Here is a 21963-nt window from a genome sequence, read left to right as displayed (position 1 = left end):
GCTCCGGTCAGTCGGTGACCTTGGGGTGGCCCGTGCCAGCGTGTTTGACCCAGCACGTGCGGGTGTCGTGGTCGGGGAGGTACCAGATGCGACCGCCCGCCGTGACCTCGTACTGCCACTGGGGCAGCGTCTTCCCGTTGTGATCAGCGGTGGCGAGAGAGCCCTTGAGGGGGTGCTGTCGGCTGGTCGGTGGGGCCGGGCAGGGATTGGACTCGATGGCGTCGAATGCGGCGCGGGTGTTGGCCGCAGCCTGACGGCACAGTTCCTCCCAGCCCTTGGCCGCGTCGTTGGTGGCGAACCGCAGGAGGTAGTCGCCGGGGCGGGCCGGTGGCGCCACCCGGTCGCCTCGCTTGGCGCTCACTCGCCGACCGGAGGCGCAACCGGCCCGAAGTCGCCAGAGCTTGGTGCAGCCAGGATCCGATGCAGATCTGGGTCCGAGTGAACCTCAGCGCTGTGCCGCCATTCGGTGAGCAGCTGGGATATCGCCGCGGTGTTGCCCACCGCCACGGCCGCTTCCACCGTCGCGACAAACTCGCTGGCCATCTGCGCGACATCCCCCGGCGGCAGGAACCGCACCCACGGCAGGACGGTGGGCAACGCCTCACGCACCAGGGTTGGATCCCGACGCACGACGCTGGCCAGCAGCCGGGCGGTCAGGTCCACCACTTCGCCCTCTGCCGCCGCCCGGTCGGCCGACATCAGCACGAGATCAGCGGCGTCACGGCGGCGCAGCCGCACCGTACGAGCGCGGGAGAGCCGTTCGGCTGTCTCGGCGGGCTGCCGCAGCAACTCCGAGAACGGTACGGACTCCGAAGGCATCGACATGACTTCAACACTACTACAGAAGTCGGGGACTTTTGAGGAACTCCGCCTCCAGGATGATCGCGGGTCCGTCCGTCGCCGGAGGGCGGAACTGGCGACCGGCAGATAGCGTCGGCCCATGACTGTTGAGCACCCCGCGCTCGCGCTGCGTGGCCTGGCCAAGCGGTTCGACGGCACCATCGCGGTGGCCGGCGTCGACCTGGACGTGCCCGCCGGCTCCTTCTACGGCCTGTTGGGCCCGAACGGCGCCGGCAAGACCACCACCCTGTCGATGGCGGTCGGGCTGCTGCGGCCGGACGCCGGCTCGGCCTGGGTGCTCGGGCACGACGTCTGGCAGGACCCGGTGACTGCCAAGCGGCTGCTCGGGGTGATGCCCGACGGGGTGCGCCTGTTCGACCGGCTGACCGGGGCGGAGCTGCTGGCGTACAACGGTCTGTTGCGGGGGATGGACCCGGCGGTGGTCGACCAGCGGGCCGCCGAACTGCTGGACGTGCTGGCGCTCGGCGACGCCGGTCGGACGCTGGTGGTGGACTACTCGGCGGGCATGAAGAAGAAGATCGGCCTGGCCTGCGCGCTGCTGCACGGCCCTCGGGTGCTGGTGTTGGATGAGCCGTTCGAGGCGGTCGACCCGGTCTCCGCCGCGCTGATCCGGGACATCCTCACCAGGTACGCGGCCGGCGGCGGCACGGTGGTCTTCTCCAGTCACGTGATGGAGGTCGTCGAGCGGCTCTGCTCACACGTGGCGATCCTCGCCCAAGGCGTCATCAAGCGGGTCGGCACGCTCGCGGAGGTACGCGGCGAGCGCTCGCTGGAGCAGGTCTTCGTCGAGGTGGTCGGCGGGCGCACCGCGACCGGTGACGAGTTGTCGTGGCTGTCCCGGTGAGCGTCGGCGCCGCACAAGCCGCGCCTGTGCGCGCTGTCTCCGCTCGGCACTTCGTACGGCTCAAGCTGCGGGTCATGGGCAACAGCTTCCGGGGCCAGGGCTGGCGGATCGCGCTGTTCATCGGCGGTGTGCTGTTCGGGCTCTGGTTCGCCGCCAGCGGCTTCTTCCTGTTCGCCGCGCCGGGGCTGACGGACAACGGCCGGTACGCGGTGCTGGTCGCGGCAGCCGGTGGTGGGCTGCTGGTGCTGGGTTGGCTGCTGCTGCCGCTGGTCTTCTTCGGGGTGGACGAAACGCTGGACCCGGCCCGGTTCGCGTTGTTGCCGCTGCCGCGTCGCACACTGGTCACCGGCCTCTTCGCCGCCGCGCTGGTCAGCGTTCCGGTGCTGGCGGTGTTGATCGCGTCGTCGGGGCTGGTGCTGACCTCCTGGGTGTTGGGGGGATGGTCCGCTGGCCTGGTGGCCCTGTTCGGCGTAGTCGGTGGGCTGTTGCTCTGCGTGGCTGCCAGCCGGGCGGTGACCAGCGCCTTCGCGACCATGCTGCGGTCCCGCCGGGTGCGTGACCTGGCTGCTGTGCTGTTGGCGGTGACGGCGGCGCTGCTCGGCCCGTTGCAGGTCTTCGGCCTCGCGGCGCTGCGGGAGACGGACTGGACCCGGCTGACCGGGGTGGCGACCGTGATCGGCTGGACGCCGTTAGGCGCTCCGTGGACCGCCGGCATCGACCTGGCGCAGGGACGGGTGTGGGCCGCGCCGGTCAAGTTGTTGATCACGGTGGTGACGATTGGCGCCCTGCTGGCCTGGTGGTCGCGGTCGTTGGAGTCGGCGATGGTGGGTGCGGCGAGCTCCGGTAAGGCCCCGGCGCAACGCGGCGTCATCGGCGGCGCGGTCGCACAGCTGTTTCCCCGGGTTGCCGGCTGGGCGCGTCGGGACCGCTTCGGTGCGCTGGTCGCCCGGGAGGCACGCTACTGGTGGCGGGACGCCCGCCGCCGCGCAAACCTGATCACGATCGCGGTGGTCGGCATCTTCATCCCCGTGATGATCAACCTTGGTGGCTCAAGCTTCGCGGTCGAGGACGGGCAGGGCTTCACGATGGGTGCCGGCGACAGCTCGCCGGTGCTGGTCACCCTCTCCATGATCTTCGTCGGCGTGCTCGCCTCGGTCACGCTGGCGAACCAGTTCGGCTTCGACGGCAGCGCCTACGCCGCGAACGTGGTGGCCGGGGTGCCCGGCCGGGTGGAGCTGCGCGCGCGGATGACGGCCTTCTCGCTGTACGTCCTGCCGATGCTGGCGTTCGTCGCGGTGGTGCTGGCGGTGGTGCTCGGTCGGCCGGGCTGGATCGGGCTGACCGCCGGCAGCCTGGCCGCCACCTACGGCGCCGGACTGGCGGTGAACAGTTTCGTCTCGGTGCTCGGGGCGTACTCGCTGCCGGAGACGAGCAACCCGTTCGCGATGAACAGCGGCGCGGGCCTTGCGAAGGGTCTGCTCACCCTGCTGGCCATGATCGTCTCGGCAGTCGCCGCGGTGCCGATGCTGGTGGCCGCGGCGCTGCTCGGTGACGCCTGGCTGTGGCTGGCCCTTCCGCTCGGCGCGGCGTACGGGCTGGGCGCGGCGCTGCTGGGCGCTTACCTGGCCGGCGACGTGCTGGACCGGCGCCAGCCGGAGCTGCTGGCCACGGTCACCCCCCGCCGTTAACCAGCGCGTCGGCTGGGGGTCTGGGCGGCGTCGGCGACGAAGCCACGCCACGCAGCCGGAGCGAAGGCGAGGGTCGGGCCGGAGCGGTCCTTGCTGTCCCGGACCAGGACGACACCGGGCAGGTTGTCCGCAACCTCGACACAGTTGCCGCCGGAATCGGTCGACCGGGTGGACGTGCGCCAGCGTGGCTCATTCGTCGTCATGGCGTCACCTTCAGCTTCCGGATCAGATCCATTGAGGCGTTTGTGGAGAGCGCTTCGCCGAGCAGGCTATCCCATTTGAGACTAATCAATCCGATCATTTCCGGGTCGTCCATGACGTGTCCGCGAGCGGCATTCTCCAGGTAGAGAACCACGTCCCCGCCGGGCAACTCGGCGCACACGAACCCACCGCCAAGGCCGACATGCTCACCGACGCTCAGTGGGATGACGTGCAACCGGACGAACGGCAGCTCTGCCACCTCAAGCAGTCGGCCGAGCTGGGCATTAAGCACGGCGGGGCCGCCCACCGGCCGGTGGAGGCCCATCTCGTCCACCAGGAAAACGCAATACGGCGGCATATCCCGGGACAGCAGCAGTTGGCGTTCCAAACGAAGCGCAACAAGTTCGTCGACCACAGCCGGCGGATGCAGTCCACCCGCCGAGATAACGGCGTGGGCGTACTCCTCAGTCTGCAGGAGGCCGGGCACGAGGCATGCCTCGAAAGCTCGGAGGCGCGTCGCCTGTTGCTCATATCCCCGCCACGGGACGAACCAGGATGGGCCGCGCTCCTGGTCCGCCGCCTTGAGGAGTTCGGCGAGGAGGCCGCCGGTGGCGAGAGCTTCGTCTGCGGCGACCGCGAACTCCATGGTTGGCCGGCGCCGGCCGGTCTCGATGGCAGCCACCGTGGAGGGACTCCACCTGGTCAGGGTCGCCAATGCCTCCTGAGACACCTCGGCACCGGCCCGGGCGGCCTTCAACGCCCGTACCCACATCTCGACGTTCATCCTTACCTCTCCGGTAAGTACGTGACCCCGCTGCGTAGTAAGCCCTGGCATCCTCCCCTGTCCGCGCCTCTCCGTCCAGGGTGGAGGTACGCGGCCCGGCCGGTGGAGGCGATGTCCCGCCGTCCGGTCCTGCGCTCGGGCCGCCCCGGTCATCCCCCCGACCGGGGCGGCCCCCATTGACCGGGAGGAGATCAGCCATGTTCGGATTCATCCGTGGCAGGAACGGGGCGCGGTGGTCGTACCGCAGAAGGAAGATCGCGGCACCGGCGGCGGTGCCGGGCGCGACCGGATCGGAGCGGTCGGCAGGCCTGCCGAATCAACCACCCGCGTGGGCGACCGGGCCGACGGTGGCCCTGCCGCGACCGGGCCGGGCCGGCTGGCTGACCCCGGCGCAGACCTGGCGGGCAAACGGCGGCCGCTGGTGACGGCCGCCGGCCGGGAGCATCGCGGCGAAGACCGTCGTGTCCCCACGAGCGATATGACTCTCAGGCATATTCATGCCTCTGAGTCATATTCCTTCAATCGGGACTGCCCGCCGACGCGGTCGACCGGAGGGCGGTGGTGAGCCGGCCACACCTGCCGATGCGGCCGCTCTGGCGGTGTCGAGGCTGCGGCGCGCTCTGGCCCTGCCAGCCGGCGCGGCTGGCGCTGCTCGCCGAGTACCGACACGACCGCCTGGCGCTGCTGGTCTACCTGGGCACGGCGATGGCGGAGGCGGGTGATCAGCTTGCCCGGCTCAACGGGCGGCCCACCGACCTGCACGAGCGCTTCCTGGGTTGGGCGCGGGGGCGGGGCGGCACAATGTTTCACGTGAATCATGAGCCGGGAGCCGAAATCCACCACACCGATCCGTTCGCGGTGCCGAGCGGGCAGCGATCGCCGGTACGCCGCCTGCGTGGTCGACTCGCCGCACCGGTGACCCTCTGGACGGCGCCCGGCCCCGCCGGGCTGACGGTCTCGTCCACTCTGGTGGCCGAGGGAGAACCGGACCGGCTGATCGGGCTGATCGACCCGGAGTCCGACCTGTGGGCGGCGGTCGAGGAGGCTGGCCGGTTCGCGGTCGCGCCACTCGGCCCGCCGCACCGCCAGCTCGCCGATCGATTCGCCGGTCTCTTTCCCGCCCCGGGCGGGCTCTTCGCCACCGGCGAATGGATCGACACGCCGTACGGGCCGGTGCCGGGGGACGCTGGCGGCTGGGCCGGGTGTCGACTGGACACCGCCCGGGAGTACGGCTGGGCCCTGCTGGTGGAGGCCACCATCGAGGTGGTCGACCTGGCCGAGGAGGCCTCGCCGCTGCTGCACTATCGCGGTCGCTATCACGAGCTGCCGGGCTGAACGGGCAGCCTCGCGACCACCAGAGTCGACCGACCGGTCACCGGAGTGATCTGAGTCACTCGGCGCAGCCAGCCAACCGCTCGGCGCACTCGACGACCGGCGTCGATCTCGCCCTTCCCCGTCGGGGAGCGCGCTCTTTACGGTGCGCGAAACTCCTCTGACGCCTGTGAAGGTGGTGATCCACAGATGTCCACGGACACGCCCGCTCCGGCCGCTTCCCAGTCGGACAAGTACCTGGCCGTACAACGGTCGGACGAGTTCGCCGGGCTGCGGCGTGCACTGCGCGGCTTCGTCTTCCCGATGACCGTCGCGTTCTTCCTGTGGTATGCGCTCTACGTCATTCTCTCCGCGTACGCCCGGGACTTCATGGGCACGAGACTGTTCGACAGCAACATCAACGTCGCGCTGGTCTTCGGCCTGCTCCAGTTCGTCTCCACGTTCCTGATCGCCTGGCTCTACTCCCGGTACGCGGACCGGAAGATCGACCCAATCGCGGACCGGATCCGCGCCGAGATCGGGGAGGTGACCCATGACCAAGGTCCTCGCGGTTGAGACGTTCCTCGCGGCCGAGGCGGGCAACCACACCGCCCGCAACCTGACCATCACGCTCTTCCTCGTCTTCGTGGCGGTGACCCTGGCCATCACCATCTGGGCCAGCCGGCAGACCAAGACGGCGACCGACTTCTACGCGGGCGGCCGGTCCTTCACCGGATTCCAGAACGGCATGGCGATCGGTGGCGACTACATGTCGGCCGCCTCGTTCCTCGGTATCGCCGGCATCATCGCGCTCTACGGCTACGACGGCTTCCTCTACTCGATCGGCTTCCTGGTCGCGTGGCTGGTGGCCCTGCTGCTGGTCGCGGAGCTGCTGCGGAACTCGGGCCGGTACACGATGGCCGACGTGCTGGCCTTCCGGATGCGTCAGCGTCCGGTGCGTACGGCGGCGGCGGTCTCCACCATCACGGTGTCGATCTTCTACCTGCTCGCGCAGATGGTGGGTGCCGGCGCGCTGGTCGCGCTGCTGCTCGGCATTCGGCCGGGGACGACCTTCCTCGGCATGGACGCGGCCACCGCGAAGGTGGCCACCATCATCATGGTCGGCACCCTGATGATCATCTATGTCACCGTGGGCGGCATGAAGGGCACCACCTACGTGCAGATCGTCAAGGCGTTCCTGCTCATGGGCGGCGCGCTGGTGATGACCGTGCTGGTGCTGGCGAAGTTCAACTTCAACCTGTCGGAGCTGCTCGGCCAGGCGGCCGCGGCCTCCGGCAAGGGCAACGCGTTCCTCGAACCCGGGCTGCGGTACGGCGTCGAAGTCGCCGGCAACTCGACACAGACCTTCTACAACAAGGTCGACCTGCTGTCCCTGGGTATCGCGCTGGTGCTCGGCACCGCCGGTCTGCCGCACATCCTGATCCGCTTCTACACCGTGCCGACCGCGAAGGCGGCCCGTAAGAGCGTGCTCTGGGCGATCGGCATCATCGGCACCTTCTACCTGCTCACCCTGGCCCTGGGCTTCGGTGCGGCGGCGCTGGTGGGCAGCGAGGCGATCACCGCGCAGGACAAGGCCGGCAACACCGCCGCGCCGCAGTTGGCCGAAGCGCTCGGGATCGACTTCTTCGGCGGCGAACTCGGTGGAGCGGCTCTGCTGGCGATCATCGCGGCGGTCGCCTTCGCCACCATCCTTGCCGTGGTCGCCGGGTTGACGCTGGCCTCTTCGTCCAGCCTGGCGCACGACTTCTACGCGAACGTCATCAAGCGGGGTGAAGCGTCGGAGCGGCAGGAAGTGCGGGTCGCCCGGATCTCCGCCCTGGGGATCGGCGCGGTGTCGATCGCCTTGTCGATCTACGCGCAGAACCTCAACGTGGCGTTCCTGGTGGCGCTGGCCTTCGCGGTCGCCGCCTCGGGCAACCTGCCGGCGATCCTCTACAGCCTCTTCTGGCGGCGGTTCAACACCTCCGGCGCGGTGTGGGCGATCTATGGCGGACTGCTCGCGGCCGTACTGCTGGTGTTCTTCTCGCCGGTGGTCTCCGGTGCGCCGACCTCGATGTTCCCGGATCACGACTGGCAGTGGTTCCCGCTGTCGAACCCGGGCATCCTCTCCATCCCGTTCGGTTTCCTGTGCGGGTGGATCGGCACTGTCATCTCCAAGGAGCACGACGAGGACAAGTACGCGGAGCTAGAGGTACGCGCCCTCACCGGCGCTGGCGCCCACTAGCCGCGGCACCTGTTGCAAGGAAGGGGCCCTGTTGACGCCATGCTCAACGGGGTCCCTTCCTTGAATTTCCGGGTCGGTAGGCTGAACGGTATGAAGGTTGCTGAGCGCTTCGGGTCCGGTCACCGCATTCTCGTCACCGGCGGAGCTGGTTTCGTCCCATCGCACCTGGTAGACGTCCTGATCACTCGGGGTTGCACGGTGGTGGCGCTGGACAACTTCGTGACCGGCTCCAAGGAAAACGTCGCCCACCTGCTGGATCGGCCAACCTTCACCCTCGTCGAAGCGGACATCTCCGACGGCCTGCCGACCCACCACCCGGCGCTGGCCGAGCGGTTCGACGCGATCCTGCACATGGCGTCGCCGGCCAGCCCCACCGACTTCGCCCAACTCCCGGTGGAGATCCTCCGGGTCGGCTCGGTGGGCACCCTGCACCTGCTGGACCGCGCGGTCGCCGATGGTGCCCGGTTCCTGATGGCCTCCACCTCCGAGGCGTACGGAGACCCGAAGGAGCACCCGCAGCGCGAGACCTACTGGGGCAACGTCAACCCGATCGGGGTCCGCAGCGTCTACGACGAGGCGAAGCGCTTCTCCGAGGCCGCGACGATGGCGTACCACCGGCACCGCGGGCTCGACGCGGCGATCGTCCGGATCTTCAACACGTACGGCCCGCGGATGCGCCCGGACGATGGCCGTGCCATCCCCACGTTCATCTCCCAGGCGCTGCGCGGCGAGCCGATCACCGTGCACGGCACCGGCAACCAGACCCGGTCCATCTGCTTCGTCGAGGACCTGGTGCGGGGCATCCTGCTGCTGCTCGACTCGACCGAGACGGGCCCGATCAACTGCGGCACCGAGCACGAACTGTCCATGCGGCAACTCGCTGAGTTGATCGTGTCGCTCTCCGACAGCAGCTCACAGGTGACCTACGTCACCCGCAGCTCGGACGACCCGGAGATGCGCCGCCCCGATCTCACGCTCGCCCGTGAACTGCTCGGATACGAGCCGACGGTGGCGCCCGAAGATGGCCTGCGACGCACGATCGAGTACTTCCGGGCGCGACTAGGGTAACCGGTTCACGTCGCACCGCCTGCCGCTGAGTGTCGCCTGAAGGCGGCAGTGGCTCCCGCTACGTACCCTGAGTTACATGTCCGCGACCTCGTCTGCCGGCGTCCCGCATCCGTTCCTGCATCGCAGCGCCGGGCGCGCGTCGGTGCCCGGCCCCGATCGGGGCGTCTCCGGGCGCGCCCGTCCGACCGAGGCGCGCTTCTACCCGTCGTACGACGAGGAGCAGCCCGGTCCAGGCGGTCCGGCGGGGCCGAAGGGGCCCGGCGGGCCGGGTGGCACCGGCGGGCCGGGGCGGCGTGGCCCCCGACCACGCTGGGGTCGGATCGCCCTCGTGGCCGGGGTCGCGGTGCTGGTGCTGGCGCTGCTCGGCAGCGTGGGCGCCTGGCTGTACGCCCGCAACCTCAACAGTGACCTGGCCCGCACCGACCCGTTCGCGGAGATCACCGGTGGCCGGCCGGCCAAAACCGTCGACGGCGCGCTGAACATCCTGTTGGTCGGCAGCGACTCGCGGGACCCGGACGCACCGGTCGATTCCAAGAGTCAGTGGCGCGCCGACACGATCATCGTGATGCACATTCCGGCCGACCACCAGAAGGCGTACCTGGTCTCCATCCCGCGTGACCTCTACGTGCCGATCCCGGAGAGCGCCGGCGCGGACTGCGGTTCCGGACAACGCGCGAAGATCAACGCGGCGTTCGCGTTCGGCGGGCTGCCGCTGGCGGTGCGCACCGTGGAGTGCTTCACCGACGTTCGGATCGACCACGTGATGGCGATCGACTTCGGCGGTTTCAAGGAGGTCACCGACGCCCTCGGCGGGGTGGACCTGAAGGTGGAGCGGACCGTCACCTCGATCCACAAGCCGTACCGGACGTTCACCAAGGGCACCAACCACATGGACGGTTCGGAGGCGCTGGACTGGATCCGGCAGCGCAAGCAGTTCCCGGACGGGGACTTCGCCCGGATGCGGCATCAGCAGGAGTTCCTCCGGGCACTGATGGACAAGGCGGCGAGCACCGGCACGCTCGCGAACCCGAAGAAGCTCAACGATTTTCTCCAGTCGGTGACCGCGGCCGTAACCGTCGACCAGTCTTTCTCGGTTACAGACATGGCGCTGCAGTTCCGTAACCTGCGCGGCCAGAACCTCACCTTTGTGACCAGCCCGAACTCGGGCAGCGACACCATCAACGGCGAGTCGGTGGTGGTGTCGGACCGGGAGAAGGCGCTCGCGATGTACCAGGCCATGTCGGCGGACACGATGGCCGACTGGGTCAAGGCCAATCCGCCGAAGAGCAACGACGGCGGCTGACCACGGCCCGAGGGGCACCAGCCGTTCGGGCCATCGAGCGGCGATGATCGTCTGAGTCGACGAAATTCGACGTCCGGATTGACCCGAGATGAACTCGCCAAGTCGATTTGATGTCCGTACAGTGGTGCCGCCCCCTCCTGATCACGAGCTGGAGCACGCATGCCGGTTCAGGCCAGTCGTCGCCCTTCTTCCCCCGGGTCCGCCGCCCCCAGCGGTCGAGTCGCTGCGGCCATACCCGTGCAGGCGCGCCCCGCTGGCGGTGGTCCGGGCTCGCGCCCTCCCGGCAGCGGCGGTGGTGGCGGTGGCGACCGTCCGGGTGGCGGTGGGTCGAAGAAGCGGACCAAGCGCAAGGACCCGCTCTGGGCCAGGCTGACCGTGGTCTTCGGTGCCGTGTTGATGCTGAGCAGCGGCGTGGCCATCGTCGGCAGCAAGGCGCTGATCGGGCAGGCGACCGGCGGCATCGCGAAGGGCAACCTGCTGGGTGATGCGGGCAAGTCCGACGCCGAGGGCGGTGCGAGCCTGGACGGCCCGATCGACATGCTGCTGCTGGGCGTGGACGCGCGGGAGCGCTGGGCCGCCGACGACGTCCGCTCGGACAGCATCATCATTCTGCACATTCCGGCCACCCACGACCAGGCGTACCTGATCTCGATCCCCCGGGACACCGAGGCGCAGATCCCGGCGTTCAAGAAGAGCGGCTACGGCGGCGGCTCCGGGAAGATCAATGCCGCGTTCCAGGCCGGTGCCGCCAACGGTGGCGGCTGGGAGGGTGGCGCCCAGCTGATGGCCCAGACGATCAAGCAGCTCACCGGGGTCAGCTTCGACGGCGCGGCGATCATCAACTTCGGCGGCTTCAAGAACGTCATCGACACCCTGGGCACGGTGCGGATCTGTGTCAGCCAGGAGGTCCAGTCGCTGCACATGTCGTACGTCGACGGCAAGCCGATGTGGAACGCGGACGCCAAGAAGACCGGCAAGGCGCGGACCCCGGTGGTGCACAAGAAGGGCTGCCAGGAGATGGAGGGTTGGGCTGCGCTCGACTACTCCCGGCAGCGCAAGACCCTCAAGAACGGCGACTACGACCGGCAGGCGAACCAGCAGCAGCTGATCAAGGCGATGGCCAAGAAGGCCACCGAGGGCGGGATGTTGTCCAACCCGGCCAAGATGAACAACCTGATCAAGGCGGCGGGTAAGGCGTTCGTGCTGGACACCGGCGGTGTGCCGATCGAGGACTTCATCTTCACCATGCGTGGGGTCACCGGCAACGAGCTGTCCATGCTCAAGACCAACAACGGCACCTTCCACGCCAACGGCAACAACACCGAGGGCTTGAGCGAAGAGACGATGGACATGTTCCGGGCCGTCAAGCAGGACAAGCTCGCCGAGTTCGTCTTCACTCACCCCGAGGTGATCTCCACCCGTAAGTGAGACGGGAGTCGAGGAAAGCCAGCGACGGCCTCGTCACCGCCCGTAGCCTGACGTGAGCAGGTTTCACGTATCGGCTGCGGGGAGGCGGTCACGTCCAGGTGGGGACGGAACGCAGCGGGCCGGGCCGGAGAGGTCCCGTCCGCCCGGTCACGTCGCGCCCGTGGTTCGCGGATCATGCTCGGCGTCGGCCTGGCACTCGTCCTGCTGTCCGGGCTCGCCGCAGCCGGGCTCAAGATGCTCAGCCACCGGTACGACCGCACGGTGACCAAGGAGCAACTGCTCGACCCCGACGCCCGCACCGCCCGCACCGACCTGGACGGGCCGCTCAACTATCTCCTGGTCGGCTCCGACCGACGCCCGGGCGAAACCGGCCCGGACCAACGCTCGGACACCATCCTCATCGTGCACGTCCCCGCCGGGCAGCGGGAGGCGTACCTGGTCTCCATCCCACGTGACCTGCTGGTCGCCATTCCGCCCGCGAACGGCTTCGGCGGCGGTCAAGACAAGATCAATGCGGCGTACGAGCACGGCGGCGGCGGGCAGGCCGGCGCCCAACTGCTCTCCGCCACCCTGAACAGGCTCACCGGCATCCGGTTCGACGGTGCCGCGCTGATCGACTTCTCCGGCTTCCGGAAGGTCATCGACCTGCTCGGCGGGGTGCAGATGTGCGTGGACACCGAGGTGCGCTCGATCCACACCAACCGGGTCTTCCCCACCGGATGCCAGCAGATGGACGGGGCGAAGGCGCTGGACTACGTACGACAGCGCTACGACCTGCCCGGCGGCGACTACGACCGGCAGCGCCACCAGCAGCAACTGCTCCGGGCGATGCTGGACAGCGCCGGCAAGGCCGACCTGCGCAGCAACCCGGTCAAGCTGGACCAGGTGCTCCGGGCGGTGGGCAGCTCGTTGACCGTCGACACCAACGGCGTACCCCTGGAGGACCTGCTCCTCGCGCTGCGCGCGCTGCCGCCCGACGGGATGCGCGGCGTCCAGGTGCCGTCCTCCCCGCAGATGATCGACGAGGTCTCGTACGTGGTGCTGGACAACGGGGGCAACGGACTCTTCGAGGCGGTTCGCGGCACACGGGTGCCGGCGTGGGCCCAGGCCAACCCCCGTTGGGTGACCCGGTTGTGACCGTGCTGACGGCCGGGTCGGTGCCGAACCGGCCGCTGAGGATCTAGTGTTGCTTCCTGTGTTCGGACCCCAGGTTCCCACCGTGCCCGTGACCGAGATCGCCGACGAGACCTACCTGCTGGATGTGCGGGAGGACGACGAGTGGGCGGCCGGCCATGCTCCCAACGCCCACCACCTGCCGATGATGGAGCTGCCGGCCCGGCTCGCGGAGGTGCCCACCGACCGGGACGTGGCGGTCGTCTGCCGCTCCGGCGGGCGTTCCGCCCAGGTCGTCGCCTACCTCATCAACAACGGCTGGGAGCAGGTGCGAAACGCCGACGGCGGGATGCGCCAGTGGGCTGCGGTCGGCCGACCGGTGGTCGACGCGAACGGGCAGCCCGGCCAGGTCATCTGAGGCGGCCGGAATGGGCGGGCCACTGGTCTTCGCGCACCGCGGTGCGTCGTACGACCTTCCCGAGCACACCCTCGCCGCGTACCTGCGCGCTCTCGACGAGGGCGCCGACGGCCTGGAGTGCGATGTCCGACTGACCCGGGACGGGCACCTCGTCTGCGTGCACGACCGACGACTCGACCGGACCAGCAACGGTCGCGGTCTGGTCAGCGCGCGTACGCTCGCCGAGCTGGATGCGCTCGACTTCGGCTCGTGGCATCCGGGCAGCGCGCCGAGCGGTGACCTGCCGCCCGACGAGTCGCACACCCGGCTGCTGACCCTGGCGCGGCTGCTGGACGCGGTGCTCGCCGCCGGCCGGCCGGTCCGGTTGCTGGTGGAGACGAAGCACCCGTCCCGTTACGGCTCGAACGTGGAACGGCGACTGGTCAGCCTGCTGCGCCGGTACGGGCTGGCTGATCCGGCGCCGGACGACCCGGTGCAGGTGACCGTCATGTCGTTCTCCCCGCTGGCGCTGCGGCGGCTCCGCGAGCTGGCTCCGACGCTGCCGACGGTGTTGCTGCTGGAGGTGCTGCCGCGCTGGCTGCGGCTGGGCCGGCTGCCGTTCGGCGCCCGCGTCGTCGGGCCGAGCATCGGCCTGGTCCGGGGCCGCCCGCAACTGCTGCCCGCACTGAGCGCGGCCGGCAACCAGGTGTACGTCTGGACGGTCAACGAACCGGCCGACCTGGAGCTGGTGTTGGCCACCGGGGTGGACGGGATCATCACCGATCGGCCGGCGTACGCCCTGGCCCGGCTGGACCGCTGACCGGCGGCCCGGCGCCCGGTCTGCGCGGACCCGAGCAGGCCCACCGGGCGGGGGTGCGCAAATCGGGGTCGGCGGGGCAGACTCGGCACATGCCGGAGCGTATTGATTTCCCCGCTCTCATCGCCGGCCACACGGTCGTGATCGAGATGATCAATTCTGGGGATGCGGGCCTGCCGGTCCTCACCCAGCTGCTCCGGGTGGCCCAGCCGGCACTCGGCGCGACCGGTATGGCGTTCGTCGAGTTCGGGCCGACCGGCGGTCGCGTGATCGCCGCGACCGGCGCGGCGGAATGGGCCCTCGGCCGTCCGCTGGCGGCCGACGACCCGGACACCGTCTGTCTGCTCTCCGGGCCACGGGTGCGCCAGGTCCGGGTGGGCGACCTCAACGGCAAGTTGGCCGGTGAGCTGGCGGGCAGCGGTCTGCGCCGGATGGTGGTCTCGCGAGCCGAGATCGGCGGCCACACCGTCGGGAGCATGCACGCGCTCTACCCGGGCGACGACGAGCCGGGCGCCGAGCAGCAGGGGGTCGTCGGCTACCTCGCGTCCTGCATCGGGCACATGTACGGCGACCAGGGCGGCCTGCCGGTGCACGGCGACGGCCCGGTGGTGGCGGCACTCGCCGACGGGCTGGCCGTCGTGGACCGGGACGGGCACGTCCGACTCTGGAACCCGGCCGCCGCCCAGGTCACCGGCCGGTCGGTCGAGCAGGCGCTGAGCCGCCCGTTGCCGTTCCCGCTGCCGCCCTCGGGCCAGGTGCGGGACCACCGGATGCCGGACGGCCGCTGGCTACGGATCACCTCCGGCGAGCTGCCCGGCCCCGGCACGTTGCGGGTGGTCACCTTCCGCGACATCACCGATCAGCAGCGCCGCGACCACGACCGGGAGCTGTTCGTCGCGGTCACCAGCCACGAGTTGCGTACCCCGGTCACCGTGATCAAGGGGTACGCGGACACGCTCACCGACCACTGGGAGTCGCTGACCGAGGTCGACCGACGGCAGGCTGCCCGGGTGATCGGTCAGCGCGCCAACGAGTTGGCCCGGCTGGTCGACCGTCTCCTCTCCTCGGCGGCCGAGGCGGGGCCGGGGGACGACCCACCCACCCCGTTCGACCTCGGCGAGGCGCTGCGCTCCGCCGTCCTGGACCTGCCGGCGGAGTTGCGTCGCCGGCTGGTGCTCGGCCTCCCGACCGATCTGCCCAAGGCGCTCGGCCATCGACCCAGCCTGGCCACCGTGCTGACCGAGTTGACGACCAACGCCGGCAAGTACTCGGCACCGGATTCGCCGATCGAGATCACCGCCTCGGTCGACGGTCAACTGGTGGCGTTCCGGGTCAGCGATCGGGGCATCGGCATTCGACCGGAGCACGTGGAGCGGGCGTTCGACCGGTTCTGGCAGGGCGAGTCCGGCGACCGACGCGGCTACCCGGGGGCAGGGCTGGGCCTCTATCTCGTCCGCCGAATCGTTGAACAGCAAAATGGATGGGTATCCCTACGTCCAAGGACCGGCGGCGGTACGGTCGCAGAGGTGCGGCTACCGCGCGGTTGACCGAGGGTGGCGCGACGTGGAGGCGACGGTGGCAGCGGCAGCGAGGGAGCGGGCGTGGTGCGTGGTGGTTCCCCATCACCCGGCCGGCGCACGGCTGGCCCGGCACCGGCTCGCCGGTGAGCTGGCGGATGTCGTACCCCCGCCGCTCCTCGCGGATCTGATCGCGGTGCTCGCGGAGCTGGTGGGCAACGCGGTGCGGCACGCGCGGCCCCTGCCTGGCGGGGTGGTCCGGGTGGCCTGGGGGCTGCGGCCCTCGGCCGAGGGCCCACGGATTCAGCTGCGGGTCACCGACGGCGGCGCGAGCACCGGGCCACGGATCCGCACGGCCAGCCCCGACGCGGCCGACGGGCGGGGGCTGCACATCGTGGCCGGTCTGGCCACCCGCTGGGGCGTCGAGCGGGACGGCATGGGCCAGCGCGTCTGGGCGGAGTTCGACCTGGCGCCGACACCCCGACCCCACCTGGTGCCAGCGGGCTGAGTGCGGCTCGGGCGGGTCCCGCTCACGGCGAGCCGGTCGGGGCTCTAGGCTGTGACGCCGTGAGCAAGCGTCGAAAGAGCCAGCGCACCGCCGCCGACACCGCCCCCCGCCGAGACAAGGTGCGGGACGTCTTCGTGCCGCGTCCCTTCGACGGGCTGGTCGACGAGCCCGAGTGGATCGCGCTGCGCGAGTTGGTGCCCGCCGCCTCCGCGCCGCTGAGGCTGGCACCCGCCCTGGTCGAGGAGTTCGGTGACCGGTCGGCGACGCTGGCAACGGTGCTGCCGATGGCCGCCCCGGCGATCACGAAGCCCGACGGTCGGGTGCTCATCGGTCTCCAGCGCCACCAGCAGTCCGGTGACGTCTCCCGGGACCTGGCCGAGGCGTTGCTCTGCGCGCTGCGGACCGAGCCGGGCGCTCAGGTGACCGTGCCGCCGCTACCCGGCCCCGGCCCCCGCCTGCAGGACATCCTGGTGGACGGGCCGCTGGAGATCAGCATGCACGAGGGTTTCGAGTTCTGGCTCGACCCCGGGGCCGCCGACGATCCGACCGTCCAGGCGTCGCTGGAACGGGCGAACGCGGCCATCTACCCGACGGTGCGGCTGACCGCGGCGAAGGCCGCGTACTGGTGCCAGGTCCCGGAGAAGGCACACGTGCGCTGGGTGCTGCCGGACGACGAGGACGCCGCCCTGGACGCGCTGGCGCGGCTCGGCGCGGCCGGCACGTTGACGCTCGGCGAGCAGACCAAGTTCGCCGGCATGTTCCGCGCGCACGGTCGGCTGGTGCCGGTCTGGGACCTACCGGAGGAGACTCCGGCGACCGAGTGGGAGGAGCCGGTGGCGCAGTTCGCCAAGCGGTACGCCGAGGCTCTCACCGCCACCGACCCGCTCGACGCTGCCGGCCGCCGGGCCCGCCAGGGGCTGCTCGGCCGCCAACTCACCCTCCGCTGAGGTCAGGAAGGGCCCTTTCCTGGCAAGGGCTCGCGGGTGATCGGGCAGGACATGCAGCGCGGCCCGCCCCGACCGGAGCCCAGCTCTGAGCCGGCGATCGGGATCACCTCGATGCCGGCTCGCTCCAGCTGGGCGTTGGTCTCGGTGTTGCGCTCGTAGCCAACGCAGAGCCGTGGCGCCAGAGCGAGCGTGTTGTTGCCGTCGTCCCACTGCTCGCGTTCCGCGGTGACCGGGTCCAGCCCGGTGTCGATGACCCGGAGCAGGTCGAGGTCCATCGCGTCGGCGGCGGCCCGCAGGAACGGCGCGGGCCCGTCCACCCGCGGGTCCTCACCGTCCGCGCCGGCGATCACCGTGTACGCGGACAGTGTGCTCGCGATGTTGGGATACATCAGTACGGCGTCCACGTCGACCATCGTGCAGACGGTGTCGAGGTGCATGGTGGCGCGCTTCTGGGCGATCGGCACCACCAGGATGGTGTGGGCCAGGCCGGCGGCGAAGACCTGCCGACCGAGGCGCTCGGCGCCGGCTGGCGTGGTCCGCTCGCCCACCCCGACGGCCAGCACCCCGGGTGCGAGCAGCAGCACGTCCCCGCCCTCCAGGTGCTCAAGGTTCGGGCGGTAGACGAACTCGGTGCCGGCGAAGCGTGGGTGGTGGCGGTAGATGGCGTCGGTGAGGGTGGTCTCCCGGCGGCGGGCCGGCATGGCCAGGCTGGTGACACCGACCCGATCGCCGATCCACAGCGACGAATCGCGGGTGAACAGCAGGTTGGGTAACGGATCGATAACAAAGTCGTGTCGATCCATCAACGTGTAGACCAACCCACCCGGCCGCTCCGAGCTGATCCGAAGCTCCTCGTGGGCCAGCCCGGCGGTGAGCACGTCGGCCAGGGCGGCCGGGTCGAGATAGGAGAGGTGGTCGGCGACGCGGGCCCGCAGGGTGTCGCCGAGCCGCCGAGAACGCAGCACCTGCTCGATGAGCTCGGTTCGGGCGTCCGCGACGGCCAGCGTCTCGGTCAGCAGGGTCGCCAGGTAGAGCACCTCGACCCCGCGCTCGCGCAGGGCGGCGGCGAACGCGTCGTGCTCCTCCTGGGCGCGCCCGACCCAGGGGATCGCGTCGAACAGGAGAGAGTCGTTGTTGCGCGGGGTGAGCCGGGCCAGTTCGGGGCCGGGCCGGTGCAGCAGTACGGTGCCGAGCCGGCCGACTTCACTGTCGACGTAGTGGGTCACTCCCGCAGCGTAGGGCAGGGTTTGGCGGCATCCGAGAAAAGAACTGTGGATGAATATGGCATTCATCCACAGTCACTCCGGCGTTCCGGCTTGCCGAACACCGGTAGTGGCAACGTAGGGTAGTGAGGACATAACTTCGAGGGACCTTTTGCCGGAGGTCGCGATGACTGTCTTTCCCGCACGACGAGCCGTACCGTCCGCTCGGGCACTGCCGCCCGTCGCGGTGCCACACCCCCGCGTCGAGTCGCCGGGGGTTCTCGAACCAGTCCGTCCGACACCGCTCGAATGGGCGCGCCGCCGTCGGGCCGAGCGGGGTGCCCGCCGCCTGGAGGCGGCCGGGGCGCGGGCGCTGGGCCAACTCGACCACCTCGGGCCTGCCTGGCACGTCATCGAGTGGCCGCGCACCGACGTGACGGACGTCCTCGACCGCGGTCACGACGATCGCGCCGGGTTCCTCGCCATCGGGCCGAGCGGCCTCTTCGCCGTGACCATCGCCGACCACGGCCGGGCCAGGGTGCTCGTCGCCGGGGACGTCGTGCAGATCAACGGCAAGCGGCCTCCGTACGTGGCCGAGTCCCGCCGCGACGCCAAGCGGGCCAGTAAGGCCCTCTCCGACGCGGTGGGGCTGCCCGTTCCGGTGACGCCGGTGCTGACCTTCGTCGGCTCCGGCGTGATCAGTGTCTACGGCCTTCCAAAGGACTGTCTGATGGCCACACACCGGGAGCTGGACCGGCTCCTCGTGGCCGGTGGCAGCCGGATCAGCCCTGCCACGGCCGAGAAGCTTTCCCGGGTCGCGCAACACCCCGGCACCTGGCTGAACGGCACGTACCGTCCAACCGCCGACTACCGGTGGTATGACGAGGGCCGAACGGCCGCTGACAAGCAAGCCCACCACCGGTAACGTCACCGGCGACGCCACGCGGCTCCGGTCCCCTCTCCACCTCACCGGTCCCCGCGCCGTCATCGGCCGCCCCGGTTCAGGCCGCGCGGCCCGGTGACCCGGTGCGCTCGGTGATTCCGTCGGCGACCCGCTAGCGTGGACAGTCGATCGGTGTACATAGGAGGCGCGGTGGCCCACGTCGAACTTTCGCTCTCGGAAGCGTTCGTGCCGGCGGCGCGGGCCTCGACAGAGCCGGAGTCCGACAACGTCGGTCAATGGTCCTCGACGGTCTCCCGGGCCGATGAGCCCTGCCTGCTGATCGACGCCGACACCCGGGTGGTGGCGATCTCCACTGCCGGGTGCGAGCTGCTCTGCCTGGGCGAGCCGGGTGGCCTTATCGGGCGACCGCTGCTCGATGGCGGGCTGCGCCTCCTCGATTTCACCGCCAACCGGGGCGAGCTGACCGAGGCCGAGGCCGACAAGATCCCGCCCCTGCTGGCGCTCACCTCCGGCCGACTCGCCCGCGGGCTACTCCGCGTGCAGGCCGCCTCGGCGAACAGCTCCGACGCGACCGTCGACGCGATCTCCACGCCGGTGCTCACCGATGGTGCCGTCGCCGGCTCACTCACCTTCTTCTCCGAGGTCTGACCTGCGGCGGAGTGTGTCCTTCGCCGCACACCGCGTTGTTGGGATGGCCCACGCGAAGGCCGTAAGGTGCCCTCATGCTCGATATCGCTCTGCTGCCGGGGGAATACGCTGTGTGCCGGTTGACCGCCGGCGCCACCCTGCCGTACGCCTTGTCGAGCGGGCTGCGCGGCACTGACGTGGTCACGGTGAGCTGGACGGCCGACGGGATCTCCGTGATCTGCCCGACCGACCGGGCCCCGACGCACGCCGTGGTGGAGACCGCTTGGCGCTGCCTACGGGTCAACGCCCCGGCGGAGTCGGCCAGCACCGGCAACCTGGCCGCGCTCGTCGACCCGCTCGCCGAGGCACGGGTCAGCGTGGTCACATTCTCCACCTTCGACACCGACTACCTGCTGGTGCCGGCCGTCCGGCTGACCGAGGGCACGGCCGCGCTGCAGCGCGCCGGGCACCGCGTCATCGGCTGAGCTTCACCCGACCGGCCGCTCGCCCTACGATGGGCTCGGCCAACCCCGGCCGTGAAGAATTCTCCGATGTCCCGAGGATCGGCCCGTGCCGTTCACCCCGCCCCGCCCCGCGTCTCCCCCAGCGCGGACGACGAGCCACATCCCACCGATGACCCGTGACCCGGCGGGCGATCTCGTCCCCGCACGGCCTACGGCCCGGATCCTGCCGGTGGCTCTCGCGTTGCTCACCGTCGCGGCTCTCGCCGGCTGTGGCGCCCCACCTGGGCTGGATGAGCCGACTGCCGTGCCGACCCGCACCGCAGCCCCGACGGCACCCAACCCGAGCACCGCACCCACCACCCCGCCAACCACCGCACCGCCACTCGGTACGGTCACGCCCACTCCGGACGCCGGGCTGGTCGCTACGGCCTGCCGGAACGGGCCGACTGGGCAGCGGGTGGTGCAACTGCTGCGCGGCCGTGCAGGAGTGCTTCCGGCCAACGTCCGGGTCCAGGTCCACACCGGGCCGCTCTGCGCCGCTGACTGGCAGTACACCGTGCTGGAGGTGACCGGGCACGAGGAACTCCAGGTGGTCACCCGGGGCCAGCCCACCGCGCCGACGCTGGTCACCGCCGGCACCGACGTCTGCACCATCGAGGTACGCGCCACCGGCCCGGCCGGGATCCGCGCCCTCGCCTGCGACGCCGGTCCGGCCGCCCAGCCGGGTGCGTAGGCTGATCGACATGCCGGGAACACCGCCAACGCGCTTCGTCTACCTCGGGCCAGAGGGCACTTTCGCCGAGCAGGCCCTGCGCTCCGTCCCCGCCGCTGAGCGCGGCAGCCGTACGCCTGCGCGCAGCGTCGGGGAGGCGCTCGACAGCGTCCGAACCGGGGACGCCGACGCCGCGCTGGTGCCGTTGGAAAACTCGATCGGCGGCGCGGTGGGCGTCACTCTGGACGAGATGGCCGAGGGCGACCCGTTGGTGATCACCCGGGAGGTGATCCTGCCGGTGGAGTTCGTGCTCGGCGCCCGTCCCGGCACCTCGCTGACGTCGATCCGCACCGTGGCGGCCCATCCGCAGGCGTCCACCCAGTGCCGGGGGTGGCTGCGCGACCACCTGCCCGACACCGTGGTGGTCGACGTGCTCTCCAACGGCGCAGCCGCCGCTGGTGCCGGTGCCGGTGAGTACGACGCGGCGATCTGCGCCCCGATCGGCGCGACTCGGCACCGGCTCGCGACACTCGCCGACAAGATCGCCGACCACGCCGACGCGGTGACCCGGTTCGCGCTGGTGTCCCGCCCCGGGCCGCCCCCGCCACCGACCGGCGACGACCTCACCTCGCTCGCGGTCTACATCGCCCACGACCGGGTCGGCGCGTTGCTGTCCGTGCTGATGGAGCTGGCCGTGCGCGGGGTCAACCTGACCCGGATCGAGTCCCGCCCGACCGGCGAGGCGCTGGGGCGGTACGTCTTCTTCCTGGACTGCACCGGGCACGTGGCCGACGTACGCCTGGGCGAGGCGTTGCAGGGGCTCCGCCGGGTCTGCGCCGACGTCCGCTTCCTGGGCTCGTACCCCCGGCACCGGTGGTCCGTGGCGGCGGGCGAGCGGCCGGTGCCCGCGCCGGCGGGCCTCTCCGACGTCGACTACGCCGACGCGGCGGCCTGGCTGGCCCGGCTACGCACCGGCGACTTGACCTGATGCGGCGGGGCGCTCCCGGCGTCCGGGAGCGCCC

At 70.6% G+C, this 21963-nt stretch carries 25 protein-coding genes; 20 read left to right on the top strand and 5 right to left on the bottom strand.

Going from position 1 to position 21963, the window contains the following annotated elements; translation table 11 throughout:
- Window positions 1-7: 7 nt before the first annotated feature.
- Together ABZT18_RS25600 and ABZT18_RS25595 are read right to left on the bottom strand one after the other, a co-directional pair.
- Window positions 8-361, bottom strand: a complete 354-nt coding sequence (locus ABZT18_RS25600; RefSeq protein WP_354993080.1) for a hypothetical protein — start codon at window positions 359-361, stop codon at window positions 8-10.
- Window positions 358-825, bottom strand: coding sequence for a hypothetical protein (locus ABZT18_RS25595; protein ID WP_354993079.1), 468 nt, complete (start codon window positions 823-825; stop codon window positions 358-360). Before ABZT18_RS25595 ends, ABZT18_RS25600 begins: the two co-directional genes overlap by 4 nt.
- Before the next feature lie 115 nt (window positions 826-940).
- On the opposite strand from ABZT18_RS25595, the gene ABZT18_RS25590 reads away from it, so the two are divergent.
- Both ABZT18_RS25590 and ABZT18_RS25585 read left to right on the top strand, forming a co-directional pair.
- Window positions 941-1705, top strand: coding sequence for an ABC transporter ATP-binding protein (locus ABZT18_RS25590; protein ID WP_354993078.1), 765 nt, complete (start codon window positions 941-943; stop codon window positions 1703-1705).
- On the top strand, window positions 1690-3393 hold the full coding sequence (locus ABZT18_RS25585) for an ABC transporter permease (protein ID WP_355252611.1): 1704 nt from the start codon (window positions 1690-1692) through the stop codon (window positions 3391-3393). Before ABZT18_RS25590 ends, ABZT18_RS25585 begins: the two co-directional genes overlap by 16 nt.
- Here the strand turns inward: ABZT18_RS25585 and ABZT18_RS25580 are convergent.
- Window positions 3390-3596, bottom strand: a complete 207-nt coding sequence (locus tag ABZT18_RS25580; protein ID WP_355168646.1) for a DUF397 domain-containing protein — start codon at window positions 3594-3596, stop codon at window positions 3390-3392. The genes ABZT18_RS25585 and ABZT18_RS25580 overlap by 4 nt on opposite strands.
- Window positions 3593-4378: a helix-turn-helix transcriptional regulator gene (locus ABZT18_RS25575; RefSeq protein ID WP_354993075.1), complete on the bottom strand. Its 786-nt coding sequence runs from the start codon at window positions 4376-4378 to the stop codon at window positions 3593-3595. The genes ABZT18_RS25580 and ABZT18_RS25575 overlap by 4 nt, the downstream gene beginning before the upstream one ends.
- A 197-nt stretch (window positions 4379-4575) precedes the next feature.
- On the opposite strand from ABZT18_RS25575, the gene ABZT18_RS25570 reads away from it, so the two are divergent.
- From ABZT18_RS25570 to ABZT18_RS25510, 13 genes are all read left to right on the top strand, one after another.
- Window positions 4576-4803: a hypothetical protein gene (locus ABZT18_RS25570; RefSeq protein ID WP_355252608.1), complete on the top strand. Its 228-nt coding sequence runs from the start codon at window positions 4576-4578 to the stop codon at window positions 4801-4803.
- A gap of 157 nt (window positions 4804-4960) precedes the next feature.
- Window positions 4961-5713, top strand: coding sequence for a flavin reductase family protein (locus ABZT18_RS25565; RefSeq protein ID WP_355252617.1), 753 nt, complete (start codon window positions 4961-4963; stop codon window positions 5711-5713).
- A gap of 186 nt (window positions 5714-5899) precedes the next feature.
- Entirely contained in the window at window positions 5900-6265 is a 366-nt protein-coding gene (locus ABZT18_RS25560) for a DUF485 domain-containing protein (protein WP_354993073.1), read from the top strand.
- The gene (locus tag ABZT18_RS25555) at window positions 6243-7934 is read left to right on the top strand and encodes a cation acetate symporter (protein WP_354993072.1); all 1692 of its coding nucleotides are present in this window, start codon (window positions 6243-6245) and stop codon (window positions 7932-7934) included. Before ABZT18_RS25560 ends, ABZT18_RS25555 begins: the two co-directional genes overlap by 23 nt.
- 90 nt (window positions 7935-8024) lie before the next feature.
- Window positions 8025-9002, top strand: a complete 978-nt coding sequence (locus tag ABZT18_RS25550) for an NAD-dependent epimerase/dehydratase family protein (RefSeq protein ID WP_354993071.1) — start codon at window positions 8025-8027, stop codon at window positions 9000-9002.
- Window positions 9003-9078: 76 nt separating this feature from the next.
- On the top strand, window positions 9079-10305 hold the full coding sequence (locus ABZT18_RS25545) for an LCP family protein (RefSeq protein ID WP_354993070.1): 1227 nt from the start codon (window positions 9079-9081) through the stop codon (window positions 10303-10305).
- A gap of 237 nt (window positions 10306-10542) precedes the next feature.
- Window positions 10543-11733, top strand: coding sequence for an LCP family protein (locus ABZT18_RS25540; RefSeq protein ID WP_354993069.1), 1191 nt, complete (start codon window positions 10543-10545; stop codon window positions 11731-11733).
- Window positions 11734-11907: 174 nt separating this feature from the next.
- A complete protein-coding gene (locus tag ABZT18_RS25535; RefSeq protein ID WP_354993068.1) occupies window positions 11908-12870 on the top strand; it encodes an LCP family protein in 963 nt (320 codons plus the stop codon).
- Between the two features lie 58 nt (window positions 12871-12928).
- Window positions 12929-13264, top strand: coding sequence for a rhodanese-like domain-containing protein (locus tag ABZT18_RS25530; RefSeq protein WP_354993067.1), 336 nt, complete (start codon window positions 12929-12931; stop codon window positions 13262-13264).
- Between the two features lie 10 nt (window positions 13265-13274).
- Entirely contained in the window at window positions 13275-14063 is a 789-nt protein-coding gene (locus tag ABZT18_RS25525) for a glycerophosphodiester phosphodiesterase family protein (RefSeq protein WP_354993066.1), read from the top strand.
- An 89-nt stretch (window positions 14064-14152) separates the two neighbouring features.
- Entirely contained in the window at window positions 14153-15607 is a 1455-nt protein-coding gene (locus ABZT18_RS25520) for a PAS domain-containing sensor histidine kinase (protein WP_354993065.1), read from the top strand.
- Window positions 15608-15668: 61 nt separating this feature from the next.
- Complete coding sequence (locus ABZT18_RS25515; protein ID WP_354993137.1) at window positions 15669-16085, top strand: ATP-binding protein; 417 nt, start codon at window positions 15669-15671, stop codon at window positions 16083-16085.
- 59 nt (window positions 16086-16144) lie between these two features.
- Complete coding sequence (locus ABZT18_RS25510; protein WP_354993064.1) at window positions 16145-17032, top strand: DUF5926 family protein; 888 nt, start codon at window positions 16145-16147, stop codon at window positions 17030-17032.
- Between the two features lie 2 nt (window positions 17033-17034).
- Here the strand turns inward: ABZT18_RS25510 and ABZT18_RS25505 are convergent, their stop codons facing one another.
- Entirely contained in the window at window positions 17035-18258 is a 1224-nt protein-coding gene (locus ABZT18_RS25505; RefSeq protein ID WP_354993063.1) for an arginine deiminase, read from the bottom strand.
- A 163-nt stretch (window positions 18259-18421) separates the two neighbouring features.
- On the opposite strand from ABZT18_RS25505, the gene ABZT18_RS25500 reads away from it, so the two are divergent.
- The 5 genes from ABZT18_RS25500 (at window position 18422) to pheA (ending at window position 21929) form a co-directional block, all read left to right on the top strand.
- Entirely contained in the window at window positions 18422-19159 is a 738-nt protein-coding gene (locus tag ABZT18_RS25500) for a hypothetical protein (protein ID WP_354993062.1), read from the top strand.
- A 168-nt stretch (window positions 19160-19327) separates the two neighbouring features.
- Window positions 19328-19786 (top strand): hypothetical protein, encoded by a 459-nt coding sequence (locus ABZT18_RS25495; protein WP_354993061.1) that lies wholly within the window; start codon window positions 19328-19330, stop codon window positions 19784-19786.
- Between the two features lie 74 nt (window positions 19787-19860).
- Entirely contained in the window at window positions 19861-20250 is a 390-nt protein-coding gene (locus tag ABZT18_RS25490; RefSeq protein ID WP_354993060.1) for an ACT domain-containing protein, read from the top strand.
- Between the two features lie 85 nt (window positions 20251-20335).
- Window positions 20336-20962 (top strand): hypothetical protein, encoded by a 627-nt coding sequence (locus ABZT18_RS25485; protein ID WP_354993059.1) that lies wholly within the window; start codon window positions 20336-20338, stop codon window positions 20960-20962.
- 10 nt (window positions 20963-20972) lie between these two features.
- A complete protein-coding gene (gene pheA / locus ABZT18_RS25480) occupies window positions 20973-21929 on the top strand; it encodes a prephenate dehydratase (RefSeq protein WP_354993058.1) in 957 nt (318 codons plus the stop codon).
- The last annotated feature ends 34 nt before the right edge of the window (window positions 21930-21963 follow it).

Origin of the sequence: Micromonospora sp. NPDC005291 (assembly GCF_040607415.1) — a bacterium.
In the GTDB taxonomy this organism is placed as follows: domain Bacteria; phylum Actinomycetota; class Actinomycetes; order Mycobacteriales; family Micromonosporaceae; genus Micromonospora.
Note: the sequence above shows the minus strand (reverse complement) of the source record. Positions and strands in the feature narration are given on the sequence as shown.